Annotated in this window: 29 protein-coding genes and 4 tRNA genes; 15 read left to right on the plus strand and 18 right to left on the minus strand. The window is 65.9% G+C overall.

The genetic code is table 11. The annotated features are described in order from the left end of the window. Window positions 1–263: 263 nt before the first annotated feature. The 3 genes from MWN52_RS09545 to MWN52_RS09555 form a co-directional block, all read right to left on the minus strand. Window positions 264–2,768 carry a sulfite reductase flavoprotein subunit alpha gene (locus MWN52_RS09545; protein ID WP_286577605.1) on the minus strand — a complete coding sequence of 835 codons (2,505 nt, stop codon included), beginning with the start codon at window positions 2,766–2,768 and terminating at the stop codon, window positions 264–266. A gap of 36 nt (window positions 2,769–2,804) precedes the next feature. Next, window positions 2,805–4,919, minus strand: a complete 2,115-nt coding sequence (locus MWN52_RS09550) for a TonB-dependent siderophore receptor (RefSeq protein WP_286577606.1) — start codon at window positions 4,917–4,919, stop codon at window positions 2,805–2,807. A gap of 212 nt (window positions 4,920–5,131) precedes the next feature. Then, complete coding sequence (locus tag MWN52_RS09555) at window positions 5,132–6,505, minus strand: chloride channel protein (RefSeq protein WP_286577607.1); 1,374 nt, start codon at window positions 6,503–6,505, stop codon at window positions 5,132–5,134. Between the two features lie 108 nt (window positions 6,506–6,613). Here MWN52_RS09555 and MWN52_RS09560 point away from each other — a divergent pair, with 108 nt between their 5' ends. Further along, window positions 6,614–7,027, plus strand: a complete 414-nt coding sequence (locus MWN52_RS09560) for an H-NS histone family protein (protein WP_130522525.1) — start codon at window positions 6,614–6,616, stop codon at window positions 7,025–7,027. 160 nt (window positions 7,028–7,187) lie between these two features. Next, window positions 7,188–8,240, plus strand: coding sequence for a dihydroorotase (pyrC, locus tag MWN52_RS09565; protein WP_286577608.1), 1,053 nt, complete (start codon window positions 7,188–7,190; stop codon window positions 8,238–8,240). Between the two features lie 67 nt (window positions 8,241–8,307). On the opposite strand, the gene hxsA is transcribed toward pyrC, so the two are convergent. Genes hxsA through hxsD form a run of 4 tightly spaced genes read right to left on the minus strand, consistent with a single transcriptional unit; the run spans window position 8,308 to window position 11,942 of the window. Further along, complete coding sequence (gene hxsA, locus MWN52_RS19620) at window positions 8,308–9,045, minus strand: His-Xaa-Ser repeat protein HxsA (RefSeq protein WP_425608100.1); 738 nt, start codon at window positions 9,043–9,045, stop codon at window positions 8,308–8,310. Beyond that, complete coding sequence (gene hxsC / locus MWN52_RS09570; RefSeq protein WP_286577609.1) at window positions 8,955–10,145, minus strand: His-Xaa-Ser system radical SAM maturase HxsC; 1,191 nt, start codon at window positions 10,143–10,145, stop codon at window positions 8,955–8,957. Before hxsC ends, hxsA begins: the two co-directional genes overlap by 91 nt. Continuing rightward, a complete protein-coding gene (hxsB, locus tag MWN52_RS09575) occupies window positions 10,132–11,571 on the minus strand; it encodes a His-Xaa-Ser system radical SAM maturase HxsB (protein WP_286577610.1) in 1,440 nt (479 codons plus the stop codon). Before hxsB ends, hxsC begins: the two co-directional genes overlap by 14 nt. 56 nt (window positions 11,572–11,627) lie before the next feature. Further along, a complete protein-coding gene (hxsD, locus tag MWN52_RS19625; RefSeq protein WP_425608101.1) occupies window positions 11,628–11,942 on the minus strand; it encodes a His-Xaa-Ser system protein HxsD in 315 nt (104 codons plus the stop codon). A gap of 374 nt (window positions 11,943–12,316) precedes the next feature. Between hxsD and MWN52_RS09580 the strand changes: the two genes are divergently transcribed. Continuing rightward, on the plus strand, window positions 12,317–12,691 hold the full coding sequence (locus tag MWN52_RS09580) for a DUF3653 domain-containing protein (RefSeq protein WP_286577611.1): 375 nt from the start codon (window positions 12,317–12,319) through the stop codon (window positions 12,689–12,691). 69 nt (window positions 12,692–12,760) lie between these two features. Then, window positions 12,761–13,096, plus strand: coding sequence for a chloride channel protein (locus tag MWN52_RS09585; RefSeq protein ID WP_286577612.1), 336 nt, complete (start codon window positions 12,761–12,763; stop codon window positions 13,094–13,096). Between the two features lie 116 nt (window positions 13,097–13,212). Here MWN52_RS09585 and MWN52_RS09590 read toward each other — a convergent pair whose 3' ends face one another. From MWN52_RS09590 to MWN52_RS09635, 10 genes are all read right to left on the minus strand, one after another. Then, window positions 13,213–13,497, minus strand: coding sequence for a hypothetical protein (locus MWN52_RS09590; RefSeq protein WP_286577613.1), 285 nt, complete (start codon window positions 13,495–13,497; stop codon window positions 13,213–13,215). After that, complete coding sequence (locus MWN52_RS09595; RefSeq protein ID WP_286577614.1) at window positions 13,497–14,675, minus strand: zonular occludens toxin domain-containing protein; 1,179 nt, start codon at window positions 14,673–14,675, stop codon at window positions 13,497–13,499. Before MWN52_RS09595 ends, MWN52_RS09590 begins: the two co-directional genes overlap by 1 nt. Continuing rightward, on the minus strand, window positions 14,675–14,944 hold the full coding sequence (locus tag MWN52_RS09600) for a DUF2523 family protein (protein WP_425608102.1): 270 nt from the start codon (window positions 14,942–14,944) through the stop codon (window positions 14,675–14,677). Before MWN52_RS09600 ends, MWN52_RS09595 begins: the two co-directional genes overlap by 1 nt. Window positions 14,945–15,018: 74 nt before the next feature. After that, window positions 15,019–16,449 carry a hypothetical protein gene (locus tag MWN52_RS09605; protein WP_286577616.1) on the minus strand — a complete coding sequence of 477 codons (1,431 nt, stop codon included), beginning with the start codon at window positions 16,447–16,449 and terminating at the stop codon, window positions 15,019–15,021. Between the two features lie 157 nt (window positions 16,450–16,606). Continuing rightward, entirely contained in the window at window positions 16,607–16,828 is a 222-nt protein-coding gene (locus tag MWN52_RS09610) for a major capsid protein (RefSeq protein WP_286577617.1), read from the minus strand. A 12-nt stretch (window positions 16,829–16,840) separates the two neighbouring features. Further along, the gene (locus MWN52_RS09615; RefSeq protein WP_286577618.1) at window positions 16,841–17,050 is read right to left on the minus strand and encodes a hypothetical protein; all 210 of its coding nucleotides are present in this window, start codon (window positions 17,048–17,050) and stop codon (window positions 16,841–16,843) included. A gap of 3 nt (window positions 17,051–17,053) precedes the next feature. Further along, the gene (locus MWN52_RS09620) at window positions 17,054–17,326 is read right to left on the minus strand and encodes a single-stranded DNA-binding protein (RefSeq protein ID WP_286577619.1); all 273 of its coding nucleotides are present in this window, start codon (window positions 17,324–17,326) and stop codon (window positions 17,054–17,056) included. A gap of 2 nt (window positions 17,327–17,328) precedes the next feature. Then, window positions 17,329–18,306 carry a rolling circle replication-associated protein gene (locus tag MWN52_RS09625; protein ID WP_425608103.1) on the minus strand — a complete coding sequence of 326 codons (978 nt, stop codon included), beginning with the start codon at window positions 18,304–18,306 and terminating at the stop codon, window positions 17,329–17,331. Continuing rightward, a complete protein-coding gene (locus tag MWN52_RS09630) occupies window positions 18,299–18,517 on the minus strand; it encodes a hypothetical protein (RefSeq protein WP_286577621.1) in 219 nt (72 codons plus the stop codon). The genes MWN52_RS09625 and MWN52_RS09630 overlap by 8 nt, the downstream gene beginning before the upstream one ends. Beyond that, window positions 18,514–18,711 carry a hypothetical protein gene (locus MWN52_RS09635; protein ID WP_286577622.1) on the minus strand — a complete coding sequence of 66 codons (198 nt, stop codon included), beginning with the start codon at window positions 18,709–18,711 and terminating at the stop codon, window positions 18,514–18,516. The genes MWN52_RS09630 and MWN52_RS09635 overlap by 4 nt, the downstream gene beginning before the upstream one ends. A 131-nt stretch (window positions 18,712–18,842) precedes the next feature. On the opposite strand from MWN52_RS09635, the gene MWN52_RS09640 reads away from it, so the two are divergent. Then, window positions 18,843–19,214 (plus strand): helix-turn-helix domain-containing protein, encoded by a 372-nt coding sequence (locus tag MWN52_RS09640; RefSeq protein ID WP_286577623.1) that lies wholly within the window; start codon window positions 18,843–18,845, stop codon window positions 19,212–19,214. A 124-nt stretch (window positions 19,215–19,338) separates the two neighbouring features. Next, window positions 19,339–19,686, plus strand: coding sequence for a chloride channel protein (locus MWN52_RS09645; protein WP_286577624.1), 348 nt, complete (start codon window positions 19,339–19,341; stop codon window positions 19,684–19,686). A 39-nt stretch (window positions 19,687–19,725) separates the two neighbouring features. Here the strand turns inward: MWN52_RS09645 and MWN52_RS09650 are convergent, their stop codons facing one another. Beyond that, window positions 19,726–20,628, minus strand: coding sequence for a LysR family transcriptional regulator (locus MWN52_RS09650; protein ID WP_286577625.1), 903 nt, complete (start codon window positions 20,626–20,628; stop codon window positions 19,726–19,728). 114 nt (window positions 20,629–20,742) lie between these two features. Between MWN52_RS09650 and MWN52_RS09655 the strand changes: the two genes are divergently transcribed. The 9 genes from MWN52_RS09655 to MWN52_RS09695 all read left to right on the plus strand — a co-directional run bounded on the left by MWN52_RS09655 (window position 20,743) and on the right by MWN52_RS09695 (window position 26,551). Then, the gene (locus MWN52_RS09655; RefSeq protein ID WP_286577626.1) at window positions 20,743–21,927 is read left to right on the plus strand and encodes an MFS transporter; all 1,185 of its coding nucleotides are present in this window, start codon (window positions 20,743–20,745) and stop codon (window positions 21,925–21,927) included. A 40-nt stretch (window positions 21,928–21,967) separates the two neighbouring features. Further along, complete coding sequence (gene dkgB / locus MWN52_RS09660) at window positions 21,968–22,771, plus strand: 2,5-didehydrogluconate reductase DkgB (protein ID WP_286577627.1); 804 nt, start codon at window positions 21,968–21,970, stop codon at window positions 22,769–22,771. A 129-nt stretch (window positions 22,772–22,900) separates the two neighbouring features. Then, on the plus strand, window positions 22,901–24,028 hold the full coding sequence (locus tag MWN52_RS09665) for an alkene reductase (protein ID WP_286577628.1): 1,128 nt from the start codon (window positions 22,901–22,903) through the stop codon (window positions 24,026–24,028). 78 nt (window positions 24,029–24,106) lie between these two features. After that, entirely contained in the window at window positions 24,107–24,688 is a 582-nt protein-coding gene (locus MWN52_RS09670; RefSeq protein WP_286577629.1) for a histidine phosphatase family protein, read from the plus strand. 165 nt (window positions 24,689–24,853) lie between these two features. Next, window positions 24,854–24,929: transfer RNA gene (locus tag MWN52_RS09675), tRNA-Ala, on the plus strand. Window positions 24,930–24,982: 53 nt separating this feature from the next. Further along, window positions 24,983–25,058: transfer RNA gene (locus MWN52_RS09680), tRNA-Glu, on the plus strand. A 50-nt stretch (window positions 25,059–25,108) separates the two neighbouring features. Further along, window positions 25,109–25,184, plus strand: a tRNA-Ala gene (locus MWN52_RS09685). A 67-nt stretch (window positions 25,185–25,251) separates the two neighbouring features. Beyond that, window positions 25,252–25,327: transfer RNA gene (locus tag MWN52_RS09690), tRNA-Glu, on the plus strand. 747 nt (window positions 25,328–26,074) lie between these two features. Beyond that, window positions 26,075–26,551 (plus strand): hypothetical protein, encoded by a 477-nt coding sequence (locus MWN52_RS09695; RefSeq protein WP_286577630.1) that lies wholly within the window; start codon window positions 26,075–26,077, stop codon window positions 26,549–26,551. The last annotated feature ends 1 nt before the right edge of the window (window position 26,552 follow it).

The raw sequence follows: 26,552 nt of genomic DNA on the forward strand, positions 1-26,552 counted from the left end.
CGCGGCGCGCTAGGGAACGCCGCCCGGGTGCAGGAAGGCCCCCGAGGTCGCGCGCCGGAATGCACGGGCTGATCCGGGTGTCGGAATGACGATTACGTCAGCGCGGGCCTGCAGTCGGATGCACAGGGCACCTGCACTTGCGAAACGGAGCCGCCCCACGGGACCACTTGCAGCGACTTGCTGCCGCTGCGGGTCGCGAGGCCAGCACCATCGCCGGCAGGCGGTATCCCGGATTCGGCGGTCGGGAACAGGCGGTGTCGGACTCAGTACACGTCGCGGCGATAGCGGCCGGCGGCCAGCAGCTGGTCCAGGCCGTCCTCGCCCAGGATGCCGCGCAGCGCCTCGTCCACGCCGGCGGCCATGCCGTGCAGCGCGCCGCACACATACAGCGTGGCCCCACGCGCGACCCAGGCCCGCACTTCCTCGGCCTGCGCGGCCAGCAGGTGCTGCACGTAGCGACGTTCGGCCTGATCGCGCGAGAACGCCAGGTCCACGCGCGCCAGATGGCCGCCGCGCTGCCATGCGTCCAGCGCCTGTTCGAAGACATGGTCGTGGGCGCGGGTGCGTTCGCCGAACACCAGCCAGTGGCCGTGCGAGCCGGCCGCCGCGGCCTCGTGCAGCAGGCTGCGCAGGCCGGCGATGCCAGTGCCGTTGCCGATCAGCAGCATGGGCCCGTCGACGCGGTGGAAGCCGGGGTTGCGGCGCACGCGCGCCTGCACCGCGGCGCCTTCCGGCGCGTGCACGCATAGCCAGCCCGAGCCCGACCCATGGCGGCCATCCGGCCGCGTGGCCAGGCGCACGACCAGCTCGGCGGCGCCGTCGGAAGGGATCGACGCCAGCGAGTACTCGCGATGCGGCAGCGGCGGCAGGCCGTCGATCCACGCCTGCGCGTCGTGCACCGGGGCCATCGGCAGGTCCAGCTGCGGCAGGTCGAGCGCGGCGGCGGCGCTCGCCAGCGCCTGCGTCCGGCCATCGACCGTCACCGACGTGGCGGCGTCCAGGCCGACATGCGCCAGCACGGCCGCGACGTGGTCGGTGCCGTGCCGCGGCGCGATCTCCAGGATGTCGCCGGCCTGCCAGGACGCGTCGGCCGGGGGCTGCAGGCGCACGTGCCACATCGCCGCCGCGGCGCTGCAGGGATTGAGCCGCGTGCGGCCCAGCAGGCGCCAGGCCTGGAACGGCACGTCTTCCACCACGGGCGCATCGGCGGCCACGCCGGTGAGCTCGGCCAGCTGTCGCTGCCAGTGTTCCAGCGCCTGGCTGTCGTTGCGGTCCACCTCGACGCTGGGGAACAGCGCCCGCGCGCCCTGCGCATGCAGCCAGTGTTCGACCCGGCGCGAGAAGCCGCAGAAGCGCGCGTACTGGCGATCGCCCAACGCCAGCACGGCATAGCCCAGCTCGGGCAGGGCGTGGACCCGGTCGAGCATGCGCCGCTCGAACGGGCGCGCGGTGTCCGGCGCTTCGCCGTCGCCGAAGGTGCTGATCACGAACAGCGCCCGCCGGGTCCGGGCCAGGCGTGCGGCATCCAGACGCGCGATCGGTTCGACCTGCACCGGCAGGCCGGCCGCCTGCAGCTGGCCGGCGGCGCGCCAGGCGAGCTGTTCGGCGAAGCCGCTCTGGCTGGCGAAGGACACCAGCCACGGCTCGCCATCGGCCTGCAGCAAGGGCAGGCGCGATGCGCGCGCGGCGCGTTTCCTTCGGCGCCGATCCAGGTACAGCATCCAGCCGGTGACGAAGAACAGGCTCATGCACAGGGCCGAGACCATCACGATGATCCGCCCCGGCAAGCCGAAGAAGCTGCCCGAGTGCAGCGCGAACACGCTGGTCAGCACCTTGCGGCCCGCCGGCAGCGCGGCGTAGGGGCTGCGCTCCAGCACCCCACCGGTGGCCGGGTCGAGCAGATAGGTGTCGTAGGCGCGGTCGTGCGCGGCGCCTTCCAGCCTGACCCGTGCGGTAAGCGGGCGATCGGCCTTGGGCGCGAACCGCAGGTCGAGGTAGCCCCCCGCGCGCAGGGCGGGCACCGCCGCGTCGAGGCTGGCCTGCACCCGCGCCAAGTCGAGCCGCCCGAAGCCGGCCGCGCCGCGCGCGTCCTCGCGTTCGGCACCGCCCAGCAGCCTGCTGACCCCATCGCGGTACCAGTCGTAGGACCACCACAGCCCGGTCAACGCGATCAGCAAGTACACCACCAGCACCCAGGTGCCGATCACCGAATGCAGGCTCCACAGGAAGCTGCGGCCGCTGCGTTTCCACTCCACGGCCAGCCAGGTGCGCGGACTGCGCCACTGCCGGGGCCAGCGCAGGTACAGGCCGGACAGGCAGAAGAACAGCAGCATGAGCACGCAGGCGCCGGTGATCGCCTTGCCGGTCTCGCCGGCCGCCAGCCGCCGATGCAGGTCCTCGGCGAAGTCGAAGAAGCGCGCGCCGCGCGGCGCGTCGATCACCTGCCCGGTGTAGGGATCGAAGTACAGCGATTTGCCGCCGCGCCCATCGAAGCGCGCCTCGGACGGATGCCTGCCGGTGGGGTCCACGCGCAGGCGCAGGATCGGCTTGTGCTGGCCCTGCGACAGGCGCTCGACCAGCGTGGTCAGGGGCAGCGCCTGTTCGCCGTCCGCGTGGTGGCGCGCGACCTGGGCCAGCGGCGGATTCATGGCGCGCAACAGCTCGTCCTGGAAGGACAGGCTGGCGCCGGTGAGCCCCATCAGGGCCAGCACCGTGCCGGCGGTGATGCCCAGGAACCAATGGGTCTGGAACAGGAGCTTCTTGAGCACGTGGGGATTCCTGCGCGCCGATCGCCGAAAGGGGAGTTAGAAGCGCAGGCCGAGATTGAACATCGCGGTGCGGTCGTCGCCCATCGCCACCGCCGCGGCCAGGCCGCCGCTGTAGTAATGGGTGTCGAAGATGTTCTTCAGGCTGAAGGCGGCGTGCCAGTGCGGCGCGTCATAGGCCACGCCCGCATCGGCGACCACGTAGCCGGGCAACACGTAGGTGTAGGCGGATCGGTCGCTTTCCCCGCGCATGCCGCCGTTGACCGACCAGCGCGACCACGCGCCGGGCAGCTGGTAGCGCGCGAACGCCGTGGCGCTATGGCGGGGCACGTTGTTGAGGCGGTTGCCGACCGTCGACACCGCCTGGCCGCCGTCGTCGGTGATCACCGCGTCGGTGTAGGCGTAGCCGGCGTTGAGGCTCAGGCCATGGCCCAGATCCGCGGCGATGCCGAGTTCGGCGCCGCGCGTGCGCTGTTCGCCGATGGCGATGCTGAAACCGTCGTTGAGCGGATCGCCCTGCAGCACGTGCTGCCGACGCAGGTCGAACAGCGCGGTGGTCAGCGTCGCGCGGCCCTGCGCCAGGTCGATCTTCAGACCCGCTTCCCACTGCCGGCCTTCCTCTGGCTCGAACCCGCGTCCGTCCACGTCGGTGCCGGTGTTGGGATAGAACGAGGTGGCGTAGCTCAGGTAGGGCCGCACGGCGGGCGTGAGGTCGTACATCACCGCCAGCGCACCGGTGGTGGCGTCGGCCGGATCGCGTTCGACGCGGCCATTGGCGCGGTTGGTGGTCCGGGTGGTGGTGAAATCCCGGCGCAGGCCCGCACTGACCAGCCAGCGCTCGCCCAGTTGCAGCTGATCGCGCGCATACAGGCCCAGCATCTCGACCAGGACGCGGGTGTTGGTGCGGGGCGTGGCAGGGCAGCGGATCGGGCTGCCGTAGACCGGCGCGTACACGTTCAGCGCGGCGACGGTGCAGGTATAGGACAGCACGTCCTCGCGCGTATCCAGGTAATCCACGCCGAAGGTCAGGTCGTGGCGCAAGGCGCCGGTGGTGACCTGCTTCCACGCATGCGTATCCACCGACAGGGTATGGCCATCGTAGGCCTGGTCCTGCGCGCCGCGGCGCAGGGTGCGCTGGTCGGCGTTCATCGCCGTATTGCTGACCAACTGGCCGGTGACCTCGAAGTCCTGCACGCGCAGGTTCTGGTTGAGCGTCCAGCCGTTGCCGAAGCGGTGGCTGAAGGCGTAGCCGATGCGCGACTGGCGCGCGCGGTAGGGGTCCTGTCCCGGCTCGCCGGTGAAGGTGTCGCGCGGGATCGGCCCATTGCGGCTGGGCAGGATCGACCCCACCAGCGGCAGGCCCTGCTGGCGCAGATACTCGCGGGTCTGATAGCTGGCCAGCAGGGTCAGATCGGTGTCCGGGCCCAGATCCAGCGACAGCGCCGGCGCGATGTGGCGTGCCCGGAACCAGACATGGTCGGTGGCGTCGTCGCTGTTCATGGCCAGGCCGTTGAGGCGCAGCGCGGCCCTGCCGTCGGCCGACAGCGGCGTGTTGAGATCGAACGTGCCCTGGACCAAGCCGTGGCTGCCGATCGTGGTGTCGATATGGTCGAAACGCTCGGCCTGCGGACGCTTGCTGACCATGTTCACCAGTCCGCCCGGCAGCACCAGCCCGTACATCAGCGAGGCCGGGCCCTTGAGCACCTCGACCTGTTCGTAGCCGAACAGCTGCTCGGCCACGCGACTGGACGCGGCGGTGCGCAAGCCATCGACGAACAGCGAATCGGAGGCGACCTGACCGCGGATGATCAGGTCGTCCCAGCCGCGCCGGCCGAAGGTGTTGCTGACCACGCCGGGGACGTTGTGCAAGGCGTCGGCCAGGCTCTGCGCCTGCTGCGCATCGAGCAGGTCGCGCGTGACCACGCTGACCGATTGCGGCGACGCGCCGGGCGCCAATCCGGACTTGCCGACCTGAGCAGGCCCGCGGCTACGGAAGCCGCTCGTCGCCGTGCCGGTGACGCGCACGGTATCCAGTTCCCTGGCTTGGGGCGCGGCGTCGGCCGCGGTGGTCTCGTCACCGGGCTGGGCATGCAGGGCGAACGGCGCGCAGCTCAACAGGCACGCGCACAGGGAAGCGGAGCGGGGCAGAAGCATCGAGGAGATTCTTGAGAACGCGAATTGTTCTCAACAATGATAGGTGGCCCGCGGTACTGCTGCAATGCAGCGACATCTCGTCGCGGTTCGCCTGACAGGCCACCCATAGGTCTCCCGCAGAAAAGACGCGTTGCGCAACGCGCCGGAAGGCATCTCTTGAGGCCTCAGCGCGGGCGCAGACAGCCGCGCGAAGTCCGCGGAACGACGATCGCTCAGGTATGCGCCGGCCGCGGCCCGTCCGCATCGTCGTCGTCGTGCCCGTCCTTCGCCGGCGGCGCCGGCTCGGGCATCAGCGCCAGCAGGCGATCGGCCAGCGCCTTGTAGACCGGCTTGCGGCACACCAGCGCCGAGGCGCCGCGGGCGAGCAGGGCGGTGGCCAGGATCGGCAGCATCATGTCGCTGTTGTCGGTCAGCTCCAGGCAGATGATCGACGAGGTCAGCGGCGCCTGGGTCACGCCGGTCAGGTAGGCGCACATGCCCAGCAGCACCATCGAGGACGGGTCCACGCCCGGCAGCAGCAGCGCCAGGTTGTGGCCAATCCCCGCGCCCACCGCCAGCGCCGGCGAGAACAGGCCGCCGGGGATGCCCGCCACGTAGGACACCAGGTTGGCGGCGAACTTCATCAGCCCGAACTCATGCCCGACCACCGCATGGTCCTGCACCAGGCTGCGCGCCTGCTCGTAGCCGGTGCCGAACGCGCCGGCGCCGAAGACGATGCCCAGCAGCGCCAGCACCAGGCCGCAGCCGCCGGCGAACAGCACCGGATTGGCCGCGCGCATCCGGCCCAGCCAGCGCGGCCGGCCGTCCATCGCCGCCAGGATCATGCGGCTGAAGACCCCGCCCAGCAGCCCGGCGACCGCACCGCACAGCAGCACCGCCAGCCAGCCGAGCCCCAGCGGCAGGGCGGCCTGCACGGTGCCGAAATAGGTGTAGGCGCCCAGCAGCCCCAGCGAGACCACGCCGCCGACGATCACCGCCGTCAGCAGCGTGCCGGAGAAGGTGTGCTCGAAGCGGCCCGACAGTTCCTCGATCGCGAACACCACGCCGGCCAGCGGCGTGTTGAACGCCGCCGCGATGCCGGCCGCGCCGCCGGCCAGCAGGAAGTGCGTGGCATCGCGCGGATCCTTGAAGCCCAGCGCACGCCCGATCACATACATCAGGCTGGCGCCCACGTGCACCGTCGGCCCCTCGCGGCCGACCGAGGCCCCGCCGAACAGCGCCAGCACGGTCAGCGCCAGCTTGCCGGCCGACACCCCCAGCGACAGGTTGCGCCTGCGGAACTCGCGATCGGGCAGCTGCAGCGCGGCGATCACCTGCGGGATGCCCGAGCCGCGGGTCGGCTTGAGCGCCCCGTTGGTGAGCCAGGCCAGCGCGGCGAACACCGTCGGCGTCAGCAGCAGCGCCCACCACACCGAGTGGTGGATGACCCGCGAGAACAGCCCGAAGGCCGCATCGGCCGCCCGGGCGAAGATCAGGGCCACCACCGCCACCGCGACGGCACCGCCCCACAAGGCCACGCGCCGCATCCAGCGCTCCCGCGACCACAACGGCGCCAGCGCGCCGCCCGCTTTGAATGGCTCGAACATGTGACCCAGTGTCGCATGCGGCGGCGCGACAGCCCAAGGCTTGCACGCGCGGACAGGCATAATGCGCAGCCGGCAAGCCCTGCCTTTGATCCCTTTCGACACGAACCCATGACCGAAAAGAACACGCTGAACCTGGACGCCATCGCCCAAGCCAAGGCCAAGCTGGCCGAAGAACTGCGCAAGCTCGAAGCGCAGGAAGTCGAGCTGCGCCAGCAGGAGGCCACGGACGCGTTTTCCAACGTGATCAAGCTGCTGCAGACCTACGGCAGCCACTTCAACGCCAAGCAGAAGGCCGAGATCGCCGCGCTGACCGGCGCCAGCGAGCCGCGCGCCAGGAAGTCCGCCGGCTCCAGCACCCGCGGCACCACCGTGGCGCCCAAGTACTGGCTGCCGCACACCGGCGAGACCTGGACCGGCCGCGGCCGCACGCCCAAGGCCTTCGCCGCCTGGGAAGGCACCGCCGCCTACAACGAGTGGAAGGCGCGCCACCCGAAGGACAAGTTCCCGGCCTATCCGGGCTGAGCTGCCCAGGCGGACGCCGCCATCGCTGCAACACGACGCCCGCGCCCCCCGCGGGCGTCGCGTTTTGGGCGGCCGCGAGGGCAGGGCCGGGGCAGGGCAGTGCCGAGGGCGTGCGCTACCATGCCGCGCCCCGCAATCCGACCTTGAAGACGAACGCGCCATGACCGCCACGCGCCTTGAACTGACCCGCCCCGACGACTGGCACCTGCACCTGCGCGACGGGCAGGCCCTGGCCTCGGTGGTGGGACATACCGCGCAGCGCTTCGCGCGCGCCATCGTCATGCCCAACCTCAAGCCGCCGGTGGCCACCGTGGCCCAGGCCGAGAGCTATCGCGAGCGCATCCTGGCCCGCCTGCCGGCCGGGTCCGGCTTCCAGCCGCTGATGACCCTCTACCTGACCGAGGACACCGCGCCGGAGGAGATCGCCCGGGCCAAGGCCAGCGAGCACGTGTTCGCGGTCAAGTACTACCCGGCCGGCGCGACCACCAACTCGCAGTCCGGCGTGCGCGACCTGGCCCGCGTGAACGCGGTGCTGGAGGCGATGGAGAAGCACGAGCTGCCGCTGCTGCTGCACGGCGAGGTGACCGACCCGGCCGTGGACATCTTCGACCGCGAGCGCGTGTTCATCGAGCGCCACCTGCTGCCGCTGCAGGCCCGCTTCCCCGGCCTGCGCATGGTGCTCGAGCACATCACCACCAAGGACGCGGTGGACTTCGTCACCGGCGCCCCGGCCAATGTCGGCGCCACCATCACCGCCCACCACCTGCTGCTCAACCGCAACGCCTTGTTCGAAGGCGGCATCCGCCCGCACAACTACTGCGCCCCCATCCTCAAGCGCGAGACCCACCGCCAGGCCCTGCTGCAGGCCGCCACCAGCGGCAGCCCGCATTTCTTCCTCGGCACCGACAGCGCCCCGCACCCACGCGGCGCCAAGGAAACCGCCTGCGGCTGCGCCGGCCTCTACACCGCCCACGCCGCCATCGAGCTGTACGCCGAAGCCTTCGACCAGGCCGGCAAGTTGGACCAGCTCGAAGCCTTCGCCAGCTTCCACGGCCCGGATTTCTACCGACTGCCGCGCAATCAGGAGCGGATCGTGCTGGAGCGCAAGGCCTGGACGGTGCCCGAGACCTATCCGCTGGCCGATTCGGTGGTGGTGCCGATGCGGGCGGGGGAGGCGGTTGAGTGGTCGCTCTTGCAGGGTGAAAGGCCGTAGCCTGAAAGCGTAGACGGCTACTTGATTAGAACGGATATACCTGGCGCCGTTTGGGCGAGGTCAGCCTTCACAAACGCACGCCCAAGTAAGTAAGTGTCTGTGTCGTCATCGTGCCAGTACTCGCAAGCCCATGGTCCTTCTGAAAACTGCGTAGCGCAGCCTGGGTTTGCGGACTCATAACGCCATCTATTGCGCCCGGATCGTAGCGCTTGGCATAAAGCGCGGCCTGTACTCTCATAATCAACATCTGCAAATCAGCCGCATCCTTTTTAGGCGCTGGTGTGGTGGGCACCAGAATCGATGAAGACGAAGGTGAGTCCAGATTACTTCCCGTCGTCTTGGCTGAACTTGGCGAGGTCAATCTGCTGGGTTGGGGGATCCGTGCGCCGGGAGTTGCAGTGGGAGAGGGTGCGTAGCTATTAGTGGAAGGCGAGTAGCTGGGCGCGGGCGTATAGGTGGGTGCAGGTGTATATGTGGGCGCGGGGGTGTAAGAGCGATACGAGCTGCCGGAACCTGATGAGTGGGAGCTGTGGGAACTGTGAGAGCTGTGAGAACTATGCGAGCGATGGCTGGCGTACAAATTGACCCGGCCATCGTTCAAGCCAGAGCTGAGCACAGTTGAATACTTGCTGTCGTGGGAGACCAAGTCAGACAAGCCTGATGCTGGATTGGGAGGCTCTGTCCCTAGAGTGCCGAGAACAGAGCCAGCAGCGATCAAAAGACTGGACATGCGACTTCCTCCTTGATGGGACGCACTGCGCGGCTGGTCCACTTCGGTGTGACCCAGGAGAAGAATCCGCCGCATTGGGATTTGGCCGAGCAGCTTCCACACTCGTCCAGGTAGTCATTTTTCCAACCCGATATGCTCTTCTTGGCATGAGGCCAAAGCGCCGGTGGCACGGCGCATAGCGGCACGTTGTAAAGAGAGACGTGTAATCCCGCGCACGCAAGCGCCTGTGTCGCGCGCGTGAGCTGGTCTGTGTAATCCGCCGGGTCAGCCCACAACGCTTCGTAGTGAGCCTTAGCAAAGCCAGTGGGTTCGATTCCCATCAAGGCCACGTGTTCGATGAACGGAAGGTTGCGGATGATGAAGCGCGCTATCTGTTCCAGGCGTTCAAGCGATGGCCTCACGAGCACCACACGAATTTCGATCCTCTGCTGTGCGGCGTCCAGCGCATATAGCCCACGAATGGTTTGGGCAAAGGCGCCGTGGCTTTGGACAACATAGTCGTGCAGGTCGAAATGATCACCGTAAAGCGGCACGCCCCAGCTCATGTTCGGGTGCGCACCGCGGAAGCGGTTGGTCAACTCCGTGTCGCTGAGCAGACGGCCGTTGGAAAGCACATGAAGATGCGTTTTTGGCAGCGTGTCAGCGCACTTGGCAACGAGATGATGCAGGCCAGCGCCTAGTAACGTCGGTTCGCCGCCGCTGATGGCTAGGGATGGCTCAGACTCATCGATCAGCTCAATCAGCCTAAGAAGCTGTTCAAGGCGCCAGTCGTCCTGAACCTGACGAGGTGGCTGCGAGCACATCAGACAAAAACTGTTGCAGCGCTCAGTTGTAAACAGAACATTGCCTTTGTCGCCACGCCGATAGCGCACAGCCGCGCGCTGGCGCAGCGCATCCAGTTCGATCACGTCCCCGGCACTGACGATGTGCGAATCGCCTTCCAGTCGCACAATAGTGTTAGCCCCCAAAGAGCCGCTTTCCCGATCAACCAGTAAGGCGGCCCAAGGCAGTTCCAGGAGAGCAGGGGAGAGCATGCTGTCTGGAAAGCCTCGGGCGTCCAATGCCATTCGCTCATACGGATATCTGCTTTGTGCGATCTCTTCCAAGCCCCCGACTTTGAGTAGACGATCGCTGACAGGCCCAGTGATACTTGCTTTGGTCTCAAGCGGCAGCATCGAATGCCTCATTCTGGGCAATGCCGGAATGGAATACCCAGTTCTCAAGAATGGCGCGGTCCTGTTGGTCAGCTTGCTCGTAGCGTTCCAGCAGCAGATCCAACAGGCCCATCTGGCGTCGGCAAAATTCGCTGGTGGGACGATGGCCCACGGTATCGCCTTGACGGGCAAAATGATCGACGGGATCTGCTCCGCACAGCGGCACGTATGCGCAATCGCTGCAGGTGGGCAGTGCCTCAGCAACTCCTGCCTCGGCTAGTGCTCTCATCGCAGGCGAAGCAAGCCAAGTCTCTATAGGCTGTTCCACACGCCCCAACGAAAAGCGTCCTTCTCCCATGGCCGCGAGCATGCGCGCTTCGTCTGATGGGTACACTTGGCCGTTGTAGTCATAGATCATCGCACCAAACCCTGCTCCGGTCGGAGAACGCAGATCCACGTACCCATGTGAGAAGGGGCTAAGCAATTGGGAAAGCAGCAGACTCGCGTAAGTCTCTTCCATCCTGTATCCGCCGCGGTTAATGGCCAACAGGTGCTCAAGTGCCTTGCCGTAGAAGCTCAGGAAATCGTCCATGGTGTAGCCGGTGCGACCACGTGTCTTGAGCGCGAATCCATAAGGACTCAAGGGACGCAGTGAGATCGAGTGGAAGCCAAGCTTGTGATACTCATCGATGATCGCTTCAGGCGCCTCTAGGCTTTTCCTGGTCAAAGTGGTCAATGCGGAAACCGCATCGTCCCCAAGGGCAGCCCGCCCCCGTTCTATGCCGTCTAGCGTGCGCCGGTAGCTATCCCGTTCTGGGCGCGGCCGATTTGCATTGTGAAGCCATTCCGGTCCGTCCAGTGAGGTTGAGAGCTTGAAACGATGTTCCTTGAAGAACGCCAATTGCTCGTTGCTCAAATCGTGCAGGGTCGACGCCAATACAAAACTCAGGCTGCGCCGTTCGATAAGATTTCGCGCCACGATCTGTTCGGTGATGGATCGAACCCGAGCGAAGTGGAGCAGGGGCTCGCCTCCCTGAAATTCGATGGTCAGGTCCTGACCTGGCCAATCGAACAAACGATCGATAGCGTGCCGGCTCGTCTGGTCGGCCATGTCGAACGCTGTCGCACCAGTCTGCTGGCGGGAGACCTGGCAGTAGCTGCAGGTGTGGTGACACTGGAGCGAAACCACGAAAATATGAAGCGCCGGCCCCTTCAAGAGATAAGACTTACGTGTCCTGTATTGGCTGAGTAACGGAGCGAGCGTGCTTCTTAGCGGATCAGTTACAACCAGATGCCTGGCTTGAAGATCTCGCAGCACCGGATCGTCAGCTGGCAATTCGTGTCGCACCAGGCGCTTGAACGTTTCGTGGTCCATTAAGAGCCAGTCACCGGCCAAGGATGAGACGAACACACGCTCGGCGTTCCAAGGGAGACGTCGAAAGCGCATCGGGAGTAGCTGATAGCCTGGCTCTGAGCTAGCAAAGGCCTCAGGAGAGCGAAATTTCACAGTTTGACGTCCGGCTGTCGTACTGTCGCCTCGCGAAACGCGGCCGTGATGAGTTGCTCGTGGAGTTGGTGGGTCTCTGCCCGGATGAGGCTACGCAGTTGTTCGTCTAGCACATCGTTTTGAAGGCGACCAACCAGGTCGTGCGGTACCTCAGTACCGGCAAAGGGTATCAACGTGATTATCGTGTCAGGGCCTTCCGACCGAAGGCTGACGTAGAAACTGCCCGAGTAACGATGGGCGGCCCGAGTCAGAACCTCATTATTAAACAAGTTCCGGTCGAACCTACTCTCTGAGCTGTCCATCGCTCGCATCCCCTAGCCGCGCCATATGGTTCGGACTCTGCCGGGAGATGACAGATATGTAAAGTAGGCAAAGCGGCGCTGTCCTTAAACGGATGTATTCAACCAAAGCTCAGGTCAGGAAAAGCCAGCCGGGGTTGGTGGGGGCTTAGCGCTGTACCTTGGGGGCTAACTAAGTACGGGCCTTTGAGTAGAAACGTGCAGGGCTCCGTCCGGCGGCCAGCATGGCCGCTGCCGTAGTCCATGCCGTGCAAATTGGGCCCGCCTGAATCTAACATAATATACATTATGCGAAGTGGCCTGCAATGGGCATGGCACCTGTTCACGACCTGGGCGCGCTCCAAGCGCAAACCTCGAGGGCCCCACCTCTCCGCAAGGATCGCCGCATGAAAAAGGTACGTGTTGATCCACAGCACCCTTTTTTAGGCAAGACAGTCACCCCGTGCTGGCCCATGGGTGCGCCGTGCCCGAACACTTGTGCCGCACGCCGGATGGACCACCTGACCCGCAACCACGTCGAGCTCACCGGGCCGTGGACGGGCTGGCGCCTGGCGGGCAAAGACCTGGTGTCGCCAACTGGCCAGCGCGTCAGCCCAGAACGCATGAAGGGCCTACTGTGGCGCCTGGAGACCGAGGAACGGCGGGACCGACTGCGCAGCCATAACGCGTCACGAAAAGCGGTTCGGCAAGGGATGGTGACCGTGATCCGCGTGCCAAACGAGGACTGGCATCGACACCACTTCGGAACGCGCGCAGGGTGACAGCGCACCCGCAGGGGCAACGCCCCTGCACCCCGGCTATGCTCCCGGCTTTCAACCAAGGACCGGCCGATGAATCACCGCTACCAACCCTCCCGTGATCCGCATGATGGATTGTGGTGGCAGATCGCGCTAGGCATCTTCGTCGGCCAACTGATGACGGCTGTCGTCGCTGGCATCGGGTTCTTCCTGATGGCCAGCGCCACGACCTACGAGACCGAGCAGGAAACCAAGCGACTCACACAGCAGATCCAGCGGATCGCCGCGCCTGTCAAACCGACCTACTCCGCGCCAACGCGCCAGGTGCGCACAACACGCCCACTAGAACCCGATGAGCGCTGCATCGGCGGCAGGCGATACAAGCGGCTCCCGAACGGCTGGGCCGACATGCCATACGACCCCTGCTAGGCCAGGCACAGGTGCCGTGCCGATCGAGATCGACCAGGTGCCGTGTCGATCAAGATCGACGCCACTGCCCGCCGGCGGAGCAAGTGCCGTGTCGATCGAGACGGCACTTTACCTGGTCAGCGCCGGAATCGAGCGTATCGGCTGGTCGCGGCGTTGCGCCGCACACGCCGAACCTCAGCAAGACCGGCCTCAGTGCCCCATACACGCAAAGGCACGGGCCGCCCCCAGCGATCCCGCGACCAGGCCACGCACACCAAGCCAAGACCTTCCAGGCGCAGATAAGGATCAGCACGCGCCCACCGCAGGCAGACCACCGCCGTATCAGCCGACACGGCACTTTCCTGCAGCATCTCGTCGAGGATGGCACGCTGCGGGCGCGAAAGGTCGCCGTAGATAGACATCACATGCTGCTGTAGGTCTTCTGGGGCGGCGCCACCCCGATATCGCCATAGGACGCCATCTGAGCGCCCTTGACCACAGACCCGCTACCCTGCCCTTGCCGAGGGGTCGGGTTCGACGTGACGGACTCGCCCGACCGCCTATCATCCGTTCTCCGATAGGGGTTGTACGGCATGCCGTTGTTCGCTACCCGCCGGCATTCCGGCTCGGTCATTTCGTAGACCGTGCCCTGCTCTGTTCGACAGCCGCAACCGGGCTCGGTATGGCGCCCGTTCGCGTCCAGGCCCGCACCCGTGGCCATGCAATACACCATCGGATCCGCAGTCACTTCGCGGCTGTCATAGACGGGCGCGGTCCACGGCATGGAGGCGAAGCGCGGCAGGTGGTCGGCGGCGTACTCGCTCAAGGACTTCCACTTCGGCTGCGGACGTTCGTTCTTCGACGCAACCTCCGCGGCGGATCCGGAGCCGGCCGCGGCCGAGGCCGCGGCCGACTCCCTGCCTGCGCCAAGAGACGCGGCGTAGGCGCTCGGTTTGAGGCGAGAGTAGGCGAACCACGCGCAAACAATGGCGACGACCAACAGCAGCGGCAGCATCATGACCTTGAGTGGGATGCGACGCTTGATCGTGTGCACCTCAGCGGACTTGTACGTCCCAAAGGTGGAGGTCGGCAGCGTGCGCGTTGTGCGCTGGGCAACTTCGCGCTTCGCGGTGGACTTGACCTCCTCCTGCATCTCCTCCCAGTGGAAAACATCAATCACCGACGTGCCGAAGCGACGCACCGTGTGATAGTGGTCCGCAATCAGAGGGCGCGCGAACGGATACAGCTGATTCGGCCCCTGAGTGGTCCACACCATGTCGATACCGCGGTGCCGATGCTCAGCCAACGCCATGACATGCGGCGGCGCGACCTGCCGCGATGCATCGGTGAGGTGACCGAACCACTTCCACGCCTCATCGACGAACCACAGCGCGCCATTGGGCAGCACATAGTTGCCGTCCGCATCCTTCTCGTTCCACCGCTTCGGATCATCCAAAACGGTGGCGAGTCCAGGCTGCAAACCGTCAATGCCACTGGCGAAGATAGGCCGCTCAGCCTTCTTCGCCTCAGCCACCAAACGCTCCATCATGAGCGCCGTTTTGCCGTTGCCGGGCTTGCCGGTATAGATCTCGATGGGCATTAGGTCGCTACCGGCGGCTTCGCACCGAAGCCCTTTTTAAACAGGAACAGCCGGCCGGCCATGATCGCTTTCTTGGTCACGACTGCCGAGATAATCATGGTGATCGCCTTGTCGAGGTTCAGAACGCCAGCCCACGCGAGCGCGGCCGCGCCAAGCGGACCACTGCCAGAACCGAACGCATGCGCACTGTTCTTCAGCACATCGATCGCGGGCTCAACCACCAGCTTCATCGAACCCCAATTGATGCCCAACCAGGTCATCGCGGTCATGATCCAGAGACCGATCCGACTCCGAATCAGCCAACTAAACGCTGCAACGAGCGCACCCCACACAACAGGCATCGTCAGCCCTCCGGTCCGCTAGAAATAATCCGCAAGCACATCAGCGACGCGAGCACCAGCACCAGCTGTCCGCCGAGGTTCACCCACTGGCAAAAGACCGACGTATCGAAGTGCAAGCTAGTGCCCATGACGTTGACATCCGGGATGGTCGGGCAACTGCGCCCCCAACCAAAGCCGGATTGATCAAGTTCGCCAGCTTCACCGCCAGCACCATTGCCACCAGGCAACGAGTCGTTCTCCGAAAAAGCACCGGCTGGACTTCCATCCTCGCCAATGTCACCCGTCCCCGTTATGGCATCCGCGATCTTCTTCACGTTAGGGTCGCCGGCAGCACCATCACCCTTGGCGAGCTTTTCAACGGCACAGGCGGTGCGCCACTGCATCAACAGCTGCGCGTACTCATCAGCTTTGCAATTCTTTCCGGAACAGACGGGGATCGCGTCACAGCCACCACCAACGATCTTGGTATCGGCGCGCGTGTTGCAATCGATGCGCCACTGGATGCGCGCCTGACCACAGGCGATCGCATCGCCGGCACAGCTAGGCGGCGTATCACAGCTATCCCCGCCGCTGAACTGCTTTCCCTCGTCATCACCCTCGCCCTCTCCCTCACCGTCCGGCGTGCCATCGCCATCGGAATCCTTCTTGCAGGTGCCGTCCTTGCCCTTTGCTTGACCGCTCGGGCAACTGTTATCGGTGCAAGAACCATCGGGCGCTTTGGTCTGACCCGCAGGGCAGTTGTTTCCGTCGTTCTCACATTCACCCTTAGGATTTACGTGCTGACCGGCGGGGCACTCGTTCTTCTTCTTACACACGCCGTCAATCTTCTCCATGCCCGGTGGGCAGGTTTCAGGCTGGCACGCGTGGTCGCTGTTGCCAGGCAAGAACAACGAGATCGGAATCGAGTTACTACCCGACGGACATGGATCGTTGGGATCGCACTGACCACCAGACAGCGTGCCGGTCGCAAAGCCCGACTGGTCCTGCGCAGACCACACGACGGTACAGCCGTCCCTACACTCCGTCGTGCCGCTGTAGAAATCGCGGTTTCCAACGGTGATCTGTTTGCCGGCTTCGCACTTATTGGCCTTACAAGTATGCGTTGCCTCGTCCCATGGCTTATCTGCCGGGCACGGCTCAAAAAAGAAATTCGTTTCATGATCGCCAAAGGAGCCGCATTGGCTGCCAGACTCGTTACCTGCGATCACCACGCGGCATTCGTAGAACTTCTTGGCGCCAGCATCGAAGGGCCCGTTGCACATGCCACCGGTACCCTCCACTTGCGCCTTAGTCGCGTTCATCTCCTGCATGCACGCCGCGTAGGCTGCGCCCTGATCTGGATAGTCAGCCGCGCGTGCACGGCCACACATCGCAAGCGCAACAGACGCCACCAGCACGTAAGCAATTCGTCGGGCAATGGCGTTTGCCAACATCCGACCGAACCAGCCCATTAGTCGTCCCCACCAAGGAGGATATAGAGGGCCACCAAGAAGGCCCCGAGCCACAGCCAACCTTCCACGTCGCACCCCTGCCCTGCCACACACCAGAGAAACCGCCCGGAGGGTGTCGGACCCTGCCGGGCGGCGGCCGTTACATCGCGCGGCGCACCCACTTGTATACCTTGATGCCGACCATCACGATCAGCACGGCGCTACCGATCGCCGCGATCGGAGCGGCGGCGCCCGCGATCTCGGTGGTCACTTCGGTCACGTCCACGGCGGCGAACGCGGGCGCGGTCGCCACAGCAGCGGTGGCCGCACCGGCGAGCGCCGGCAGCTTGTTGCGGAACTTCTTGAACAGGTTGTTGCGCATGATTTCTCTCGCTCAGTTGGCTTGGTTGATGAACTTACGGATCAGCCGAAACACGAACGCCACGCCCCAGAGAAGCGCGACGCTCTGCCCGATGACCTGGGCATCCGCAATGGTCATCGTCGGCAAAGCAACGACCTGCGGGGTGTAAATCGGAGAGGCGCACGTCTGGGTGCTGGCGTCGAAGTCAGCTTCCGCACACGACAGCACCCAAACCGTAGCCATGGCCTAGGCCTTGGGCTGCGGCATCGGAATCAGCGCCAGACGGCGGCCGACCCGAAGCGAATCGAAGTCGCCCACTTCCAGCGACGAGACATCGAGCAGGTAATTGCCCGGCGGATACGGAGGCTGCTGATCGCCGAGATTGAAGCGGAAAGGCGTGGGGAAATCTTCACCCTTTTCGATGGCACCTTTCTGCTCACGGAAGGTGACAAGCGTGCCGTCCTTGCGCTTGATCTGGCGCTGCTCGACGGTGGCGGACTTGATGATGATGTGGTTCATGGCTATGCGTATCTCCACGCGATGGTTTTGTGCTGGGCCAGGTCATAGAAGACATGCCACGGGCTGGCCCAGAACGCGCCCGTGAGTCGATCGACGTAGCCGCCGAGTGCCTTGCGAATGTCGGCCAACGGGCCGAGTTCCTGCCGCGCCGCGAGCGGGGCTTTCCACCACCTCAGCTCACGCTTGGACTCTTGATTTAGACCGCCCACGCCATGTGTGCGGAACCCCTTGGGGAAGGCACCAGATACTTCAGCGGTGAACTTGCTCGCATACTTCGCGAGATAGCCAACCGCATTGCGCGCACGCTCAATCTTCGTCATGCCATGCGCCCACCAACCCATCGCATCCGCCTTGGGAATGAAGACGCCGCGCGGTATCCAGATCAGGACGTGGTAGTGGGGAACGAGGGCCTTTGTAAGTTCTCCAACCCAGAGGTAACGGAACACCGGACGGTCACCCCGGTATCTGGATCGAATAGCTGCACAGACGAAGCGGCGGAGTCGCTTAAGTAGGTCGCTAATGTCACGAGGGCTTGAGCCACATCCACGTCTGTAAGTCGTCGTGAGCATGTACCACGCACCGCGCGTGGACCCTTTTTTCGCTTCTTCGTCATGGAGCCTCGCTCCTGTCACGATGGATTTCTTTAGGCGCAGCGACCGAATGCGGTTCGCGTCGATTTCAAAGGCTAGGCGCAGTGGCCCGTGGCCACTTGTTGTAGAAGGGACAAGCCCAAGGCTGCGGCCTCCGGCCGCAGCCGAAACGCCGTGATTGGAGACGGCGCGATTGCCCAACGCAGCACGCCGAGCAGCGGCCTTGTTGAGCGCGTTGAACGCATCGATTGCGTCGATGGTGGGAACGTGATGCTGATCGCTCAGCACCACGCGCCCTGCTACGTCTCGACAGTCGTAGCAATACCCATCCTCATGCGGATAGGCATCACCGCATGCGCGGCACACTGGCATGTGGCCACCGTCAGCCACGGAACGACGCCTGATCGCCTGCACGCAGCTGGCCGGGCGTGAGCTTCGGAAGATCCCGAATCGCCTCGCGCCTGACCTGATCGGCGCGCCATGCCGCACGACGGCGCCGCTCACACTCATCGAAGATGGCAGAGCCCAGCCAGACCACGCCAAACGCGACACTCATACACGCGCCGACCAGCACACAGCAGATGATCGCGTCAGCAATCATTTCGAACCGCGCTTGGCGGGCTCTTCGGCCGGCCTATCGTCACGCACCGAATCGGGCTTGATCTTGTCGGCCTTCAACGCGGCGGCCAACAACAGCCGCGAAACCTCAGACTGACCCAGCACCGCGAACTCAAGCGCCAAGCGCTGCACCTCAACCACACGCGGCTGAAGCGTCTTCCACTGATCGATATTCATCGTGTTGTCCCCTGCCCCTGGCCCTTGGAGCCGGTCACCCCTCCAAGGGCGAAGGGGGCCGGCTGTTCCCCGCTCGGGGAACATGGCGCATGTAAGCTGACTGGCGGACAGATGTCAACTAGGCGGGAAACATGCTTGTTGCAACCTTGATGGACAAAGCGCGCCAGCGCCGGGGCATACCCACCGACATGGCGCTAGGGGAAAGGCTTGGGCGGTCACGGCAAGTGGTCAGCCAATGGCGCAGCGGGGACAAGTTCCCTGACGAAGAAGTGATCGTGCAGCTTGCAGACCTAGCGGGAGACGATCCCGGCGAATGGCTGCTAGCAATCAAAGCAGTACGAAGCGAAGGCGCGGCAGGACGCGCATGGGCTGCCCTAGCGAAGCGCCTGGGGGCCAGCGCCGCCCTGCTGATAGTGATGGTGCTGGGAAGCGCACAGCAACCCGCGCAAGCGGCGTCCAAAGACTATTCAGCCGATAGCCCGATATACATTATGCGAAGTTAGATCTGGCAGGATCCCAGGCTGGCGGTCTGGTCCTGCCTGGCTCCCCACCAAGCTGCCGCCTTACTTTTGGAGGCAGCCCTCCGCGTCCCCGCTATGCTCCAGGTCTTCGACCAGGGACAGGCCAATGAATGATCGCTACCAGCCCGCACGTGGGCCGCACTATGGATTGTGGTGGCAGATCGCGCTTGGCGTCTTCGTCGGCCAGCTGATGAGTGCGGCTGTGGCGGGCATCGCGTTCCTCCTTCTGGCGGGCTTTGCGGCCAGTCAGGCCGAAGATGCGGCGAAGCGGCTCAGCCGTCAGCTGCAGCAGGCCACGCGCCAGGCGCAGTCTGCGGTGCCGCCCACGCCGAGCTACGCGCCGGCGCCGACCAGGACCAGGCGTCCGCTGTCGGACGATGAGCGCTGCATGGGCGGCCGTCGGCTCAAGCGGCTGCCGAATGGCTGGCAGGACCTGCCCCATGAGCCTTGCTGAGGCCGCCGGTCTTGCGGACCAGGCGGCCCCTTCCGCCACCTAAGCCTCAAACCTCCCCGGCGCGAGCGCATCGATCATGTAGTCGATGAAGCAGGTGATGCGTGAGGCGAGCGTGGTGTTGCGGTAGTAGACGGCGTTGATCGATTGGCGCACGTCGAGGGTGGCCTTGGGCAGCAACTGGACCAGCTCGCCGCGCTGGCGGTCGGCCGCGGTCATGAAGTCGGACAGGCAGGCGATGCCCTCGCCTGCGAGCGCCAGCTGGCGCAGGATCTCGCCGCTGGAGGAGGCCAGGTCCGGGCGGATCTGCAGCGGCTGGCCCTCGGCGTCTCGCAGCGGCCACCGGTTCAGCGACTCCGGCTGGGTGAAGCCGAGCAGCGAGTGCGCCTTCAGGTCCGAAACGCGCCTGGGCGTTCCGGCGCGCGCCAGATAGGCCGGGCTCGCCAGCAGGCGCAGCCGGCTGGTGGCGACCGGGCGCGCATGCAGGGTCGAGTCCTTCAACGGCCCGATGCGGAACGCCACGTCGGTGCGCTTTTCCAGCAGGTCGGTGATGCCCTCGTTGCTGGCCAGCTCCAGCTCCACCTTGGGAAACCGCGCGCGGAAGCCCGCCACCCGCGGCACGATCACGTGCAGCATGAAGGGCGTCGCCGCATCCACGCGCAGGCGGCCCACGGGCTGCTGCCGCCGCGTGGCCATCTGTTCCTCGGCCGCCTCGACCGAATCCAGGATGGCGCGGGCGCGGGCCAGGAACGCGGCGCCCTCCTCGGTCAGCTCCAGCCGCCGCGTGGTCCGGCGCAGCAGCGTGGTGTCCAGCTTGCTCTCCAGCCGGGCCAGGGTGCGGCTGATCCCGGACACGGTCTGCTCTAGATGCTCGGCCGCGGCGGTGATCGAGCCGGCGTCCACCACGGCGACGAAGGCCTGCAGTTCGTCCAGGGTGATCTTCATTGTTGATGCCAGATCAAAAGTGTCTGACCTATTAGGGCGTTTTTCCGCGAATGTAAAGCGCCCAGACTGCACGCCATCGCTTCCTTCCGTGAAGCGCCCTGACGTGAGTCCACCATGCCGCTCGCCCTCCTCGCCCTGACCCTGGCGGCCTTCGCCATCGGCACGACCGAGTTCGTCATCGTCGGCCTGATCCCGACCATCGCGACCGATCTGGGGGTCGCCCTGCCCTCCGCCGGCCTGCTGGTCAGCCTGTATGCGCTGGGCGTCGCCATCGGCGCGCCCATCCTCACGGCCATCACCGGCCGGGTGCCGCGCAAGCCGCTGCTGGTCGGGCTGATGGCCTTGTTCACCGTCGGCAACCTGGTGGCCTGGCTGGCGCCGGGCTACGCGACCCTGATCCTCGCCCGCCTGCTGACCGGGCTGGCGCACGGCGTGTTCTTCTCGGTCGGCTCCATCGTCGCCACCAGTCTGGTGCCGCGCGAGAAGGCGGCCAGCGCCATCGCCACGATGTTTAGCGGCATGACCGTGGCCTTCGTCACCGGCATCCCGCTGGGCACGTTCATCGGTCAGCACTTCGGCTGGCGCACCACGTTCCTGGCGGTAGCGGTCTTCGGCCTGGTGGCGATGATCGGCGCGCAGTCGCTGGTGCCGCGAAACATCGCGCATGCCACGCCGGCCCCGCTGCGCCGCCAGCTGCGCGTGCTGCTGCAGCCGCGCCTGCTGCTGGTCTACGCGATGACCGCGGTCGGCTATGGCGGCTCGCTGATCGCCTTCACCTTCCTCGCGCCCATCCTCGAAGACATCTCGGGCTTCCGGCCGCAGATGGTGAGCCTGGTGCTGCTGGCCTATGGCGTGTCGGTGGCCATCGGCAACGTCTGGGGCGGTCGCCTGGCCGATCGCCGCGGGCCGGTCAGCGCGCTGAAAGTCATCTTCGGCCTGCTGGCGCTGGTGCTGTTGGTGCTGACCTTCACCGCCCCCTCGCCATGGCTGGTCGTGCTGACAGTGCTCGCCTGGGGCGCGGTGGCCTTCGGCAATGTGCCCGCCCTGCAGGTCTATGTGGTGAGGCAGGCCGAACAGGTGGCGCCCGATGCGACCGATGTCGCCGCCGGTTTCAACATCTCGGCCTTCAACCTGGGCGTGGCCGGCGGCTCCTGGGCCGGCGCGCAGGTGGTCGCGCATCTGGGGCTCGCCCACACGCCCTGGATCGCCGCGCTGGTGACGCTGGGCGCCCTGGGCCTGACCGTCCTCTCGGGCCGGCTGGATCGCCGCAACGCCGCGCCCCTGGCCCACACCGCCTGATCTTTCCTCTCTTTCTTATCAACGCAATCGGAGCTTTTCCATGAGCATTCCTTCCTTCGGCGTCGGCACCTTCCGGCTGACCGGCCAGACCGCGATCGATTCGGTGCGCAACGCGCTGGAACTGGGCTATCGCCACATCGACACCGCGCAGGTCTATGGCAACGAGGCCGAGGTCGGCCAGGCCATCGCCGAGAGCGGCGTCGCGCGCGATGCGCTGTTCCTGACCACCAAGATCTGGGTCGATCACTACGCCCGGGACAAGCTGATCCCCAGCCTGCGCCAGAGCCTGGACAGGCTGCGCACCGACCGCGTGGACCTGACCCTGATCCACTGGCCGGCGCCCGGCAACGGCGTGGCGCTCGCCGAGTTCATGACGGCATTGGCCGAGGCCAAGGCGCTGGGCCTGACCCGCCAGATCGGCGTGTCCAACTTCAACATCGCCCTGACCTGCGAAGCCATCGCGGCGGTGGGCGAAGGCGAGATCGCCACCAACCAGATCGAGCTGAGCCCCTATCTGCAGAGCCGCAAGCTGACCGCCTTCCTGCAGGAGCAAGGCATCGCGGTCACCTCGTACATGACCCTGGCCTACGGCAAGGTCCTCAAGGACCCGGTGCTGATGCGGATCGCGGACAAGCACCAGGCCACCGTGGCCCAGGTCGCGCTGGCGTGGGCCCTGCAGCTGGGCTATGCGGTGATCCCTTCCTCGACCCGGCGCGAGAACCTGGCCAGCAATCTGCTCGCACGCGACCTGCGGCTGGATGCGGACGACATGGCGCAGATCGCCACGCTCGAGCGCAATGGCCGCGAGGTCGATCCCGCCGGTCTGGCGCCGGCCTGGGACTGACGCGCTGCCGCGCATGCCTGTCGCCGGCCTGATGGTCGCGGGCTTCCGCACCCGGCTTGGCCGAGTCCTTTCTTCCCTACTTTTCCAAACGGCCGGCCGGCGCTCGCCTGCCCGCCGAGGAGACCCGTGATGTCCAACACCCAAGATCCTCTCTTCCAGCCCTATGTCCTGGGCGAGCTCGAATTGCCCAACCGCATCGTGATGCCGCCGATGACGCGCTCGCGCGCCAGCCAGCCGGGCGATGTGCCGAGCGCGCTGATGGCCGCCTACTACGCCCAGCGCGCCGGCGCCGGGCTGATCGTCAGCGAAGGCACCTGGATCGCGCCGCTGGGCAATGGCTATGCCTGGACGCCCGGCATCCACAGTCCCGCGCAGGTGGAAGGCTGGCGCCAGGTGACCGAGGCCGTGCACGCCGCCGGCGGGCGGATCTTCGCCCAGCTCTGGCACGTCGGCCGGCTCAGCCACACCAGACTGCTCGACGGGCGATCGCCGGTGTCGTCCTCGGCCATCCATGCCGAGGGCGTCAACGTGTTCGTGGCCGAGCGCGACGGGAAGCCCGGCTTCGTCCAGGCCTCGATGCCGCGTGCGCTGGCCACCGAGGAAATCCCCGGCATCGTCGACGAGTTCCGCCAGGCGGCGCGCCAGGCGATGGCCGCCGGTTTCGACGGCGTCGAGCTGCACGCGGCCAACGGCTACCTGGTCAACCAGTTCATCGACTCCAACGCCAACGACCGCACCGATGCCTACGGCGGCTCGCTGGAGAACCGGCTGCGCTTCCTGGACGAAGTGGCCACGGCGCTGGTCGAAGGCACCGGGGACAGGCGCCGCGTCGGCATCCGCCTGGCCCCGCTGACCACGCTCAACGGCTGCTCGGACGCGCAGCCGCAGGTCACTTACCTGGCCGCGGCCAAGCGGCTGGGCGAGATCGACGTGGCCTACCTCCATATCGCCGAGGCCGACTGGGACGATGCGCCGCATATGCCGCTCGCGTTCAAGCGGCAGCTGCGCGTGGCCTTCCCCGGTGCGCTCATCTACGCGGGCAAGTACACCGCCGAGCGTGCGCGTGCCGCGCTGGAGGAAGGCTGGGCCGATCTGATCGCGTTCGGCCGGCCCTTCGTGGCCAACCCCGATCTTCCCGAGCGTCTGCGCACCGGCGCGCCGCTCAGCGCACACGATCCGGACACGCTGTTCGGCGGCGGGGCGCATGGCCTCACCGACTACCCGGCCCTGTCCGCACCCGGGGCTGGCGGCGGCTAGAAGACGGGTCACCGGCGTTGCGTGCACGTCTCGCGCGGAACTGTCTACGATGCCGTCCCCCTTCCAGGAAAGACGGCCTTGGCGATCTATCTCATCCGGCATGGCGAGACCGAATGGTCGCGGTCCGGCCGCCACACCGGCAGCACCGATATCCCGCTGACCGAACACGGCGCGCAGATGGCCAGCGCGCTTGCGCCGCTGCTGGCCGGTGTGCGCTTCGCCAGCGTGCTGGTCAGCCCGCGCCAGCGCGCCCAGGACACCTGCCGGCTCGCTGGTTTGGGGCGCGATGCGCAGATCGAGCCGGATCTGGCGGAATGGGACTACGGCGACTACGAAGGCCTGCGCTCGACCGAGATCCAGGCCGCGCGACCCGACTGGGACATCTGGCGCGATGGCTGCCCCGGCGGCGAATCGCCGGCGGCCGTGTCCGCGCGCGCCGATCGGCTAGTCGCGCGTCTGCGTGCGCTGCCGGGCGATGTGGCGGTCTTCAGTCACGGCCACTTCGGACGTGTGCTGACCGCGCGTTGGCTGCAGCGGCCGGTCGACCTGGGTCAGCATCTGATCCTGGATCCGGCCACGCTGTGCGTGCTCGATCTGGACGCCCGCCACGCGAACGTGCCGGTAATCCTGCGCTGGAACGTGTCCGCACCGCCGGCCTGATCGTTCTGGCGAGATCTGCCGCGACGGCTTTGGTGCAGCGGGGTCATCCTGGCGAGCGGGTTTGCACAGCACAAGTCAGGCCCGGCAATGCCCTGTGCGATTTCCTTCGCGTGATGCTTGCGGAAGGCCCAGGGCGTCATTAGAATGCCGGGCTCCCAAGACACCGGGGCCATAGCTCAGCTGGGAGAGCGCCTGCATGGCATGCAGGAGGTCGGCGGTTCGATCCCGCCTGGCTCCACCACGTTTCAATCGCAGTCGTTAGGCCCGTCTGCGAAGCAACACAGGTTTCACCGCGTCCCCATCGTCTAGAGGCCTAGGACATTACCCTTTCACGGTAGCGACCGGGGTTCGAATCCCCGTGGGGACGCCAAGTTGTACGAAGAGCGCAGCGTTGTCCGGCTGCGCTTTTTCTTGAAGTTCGGGGCCATAGCTCAGCTGGGAGAGCGCCTGCATGGCATGCAGGAGGTCGGCGGTTCGATCCCGCCTGGCTCCACCACTTCATCGCCGCATCCAAGACGCGCGGGTCGGAAGACCGACCTGTCCGCGTCAGATGTTCCAGACGCGTCCCCATCGTCTAGAGGCCTAGGACATTACCCTTTCACGGTAGCGACCGGGGTTCGAATCCCCGTGGGGACGCCAGGTTTTACGGAAAAGCGCAGCGCTCACCCGCTGCGCTTTTTTGTTTGCCCCGCGGCCGTGCGTGAGAGTGTCGAGGTCATGAGCGCGGGTCGAGGCGCTGCGGCTGATGGATCAGGACTTCTTTCGACTCGAAGGCATCGAGCACATGCTCTGCCCCCTCCCTTTCGCCGCAGGCGGAGGAGAGCTCGAAGTCGCGAACCAGCGACTGAGGGGGGCTTTTGCTGTTCGCTTTCTGTGGCTTGACCGGGAAAGCCCCGACCCCTCCCCGTCCCTCCCCTTCGCCTCTGGCGAAAGGGAGGGGGCCTCAAGTCGATGCCTTCCCGTCACTGATCGCGTTGTGCTTAAGGAAGCGGTTAGCACGACCCCGCAAACCGAAGTCCTGTGACCTGATGCGCGCGGCAGCGGGCCGGAGGGCGGTGGCCGCGACTAGCGAGGCAGGATGCCGAGCGCCCGAGTCAGGGCAGGATGCCCTGACCGAGGGAAAAGCGGACGCCGCCCTCCGGACCGATGCCCTTCCGAAGCCATAGCGCTCAAAGTCGGGGCCATAGCGCTTACCGCACAAGCGCGGGATGCAAGTTCAGCTTGCAAGTCGCGAGCGCGCGAGGTCGGCAAGCATTAGCCCCGCATGAAGGCGAACGCGCCCGGATCTTCATGCCCAGACCACCCCGGTTTCATCAAAATAAACAGGCGCAACGCCGTGCTTGCGATGTCGCCCCGCGTTCCGCCTGCCGATCCCTAGGAGTCTCGATGTCGAAGCCAGCCAGTGCCCTGTTCGCCCGCTATGAAACCGCTTTCGCCAGCTGGATCCGGCGCAACGGCTATGCGCCCGCGGAGGCTGTCGAGTACTTCTTGAACGAATCGCCCTACTTCAAGGGCGAGACCGAGCATCTGGATGCGCAGCAGCGTGCGGAGCTGGTGGAGCAGACCCGCGTGTTCCTGAGCAAGCTCAGCACCGAGAACCACTTCGCCATGCAGTTCCCCACGGTGTATCTGTGCACCGACAAGCAGGGGCGCCGGCTGCGCTACACCATCACCATGACCATCGGCGAAGACAAGGCCGAGTGGATCGGCCGCGTGTGGGCGGGCAGCGAGTATCTGGGCGAAGTGGCCGGCAGCGGCAGCGGCCCGAAGGCCAACTACCTGGCCCTGGCGCGCATGCATGTGGAGTCGCAGATCGACTGCGCCGACGCGATCGTCAAGCGCCCCCTGCCCGACTTCTGGTAAG

The sequence above is a fragment of the Pseudoxanthomonas winnipegensis genome (genome assembly GCF_030322905.1).
Classification (GTDB): domain Bacteria; phylum Pseudomonadota; class Gammaproteobacteria; order Xanthomonadales; family Xanthomonadaceae; genus Pseudoxanthomonas_A; species Pseudoxanthomonas_A winnipegensis.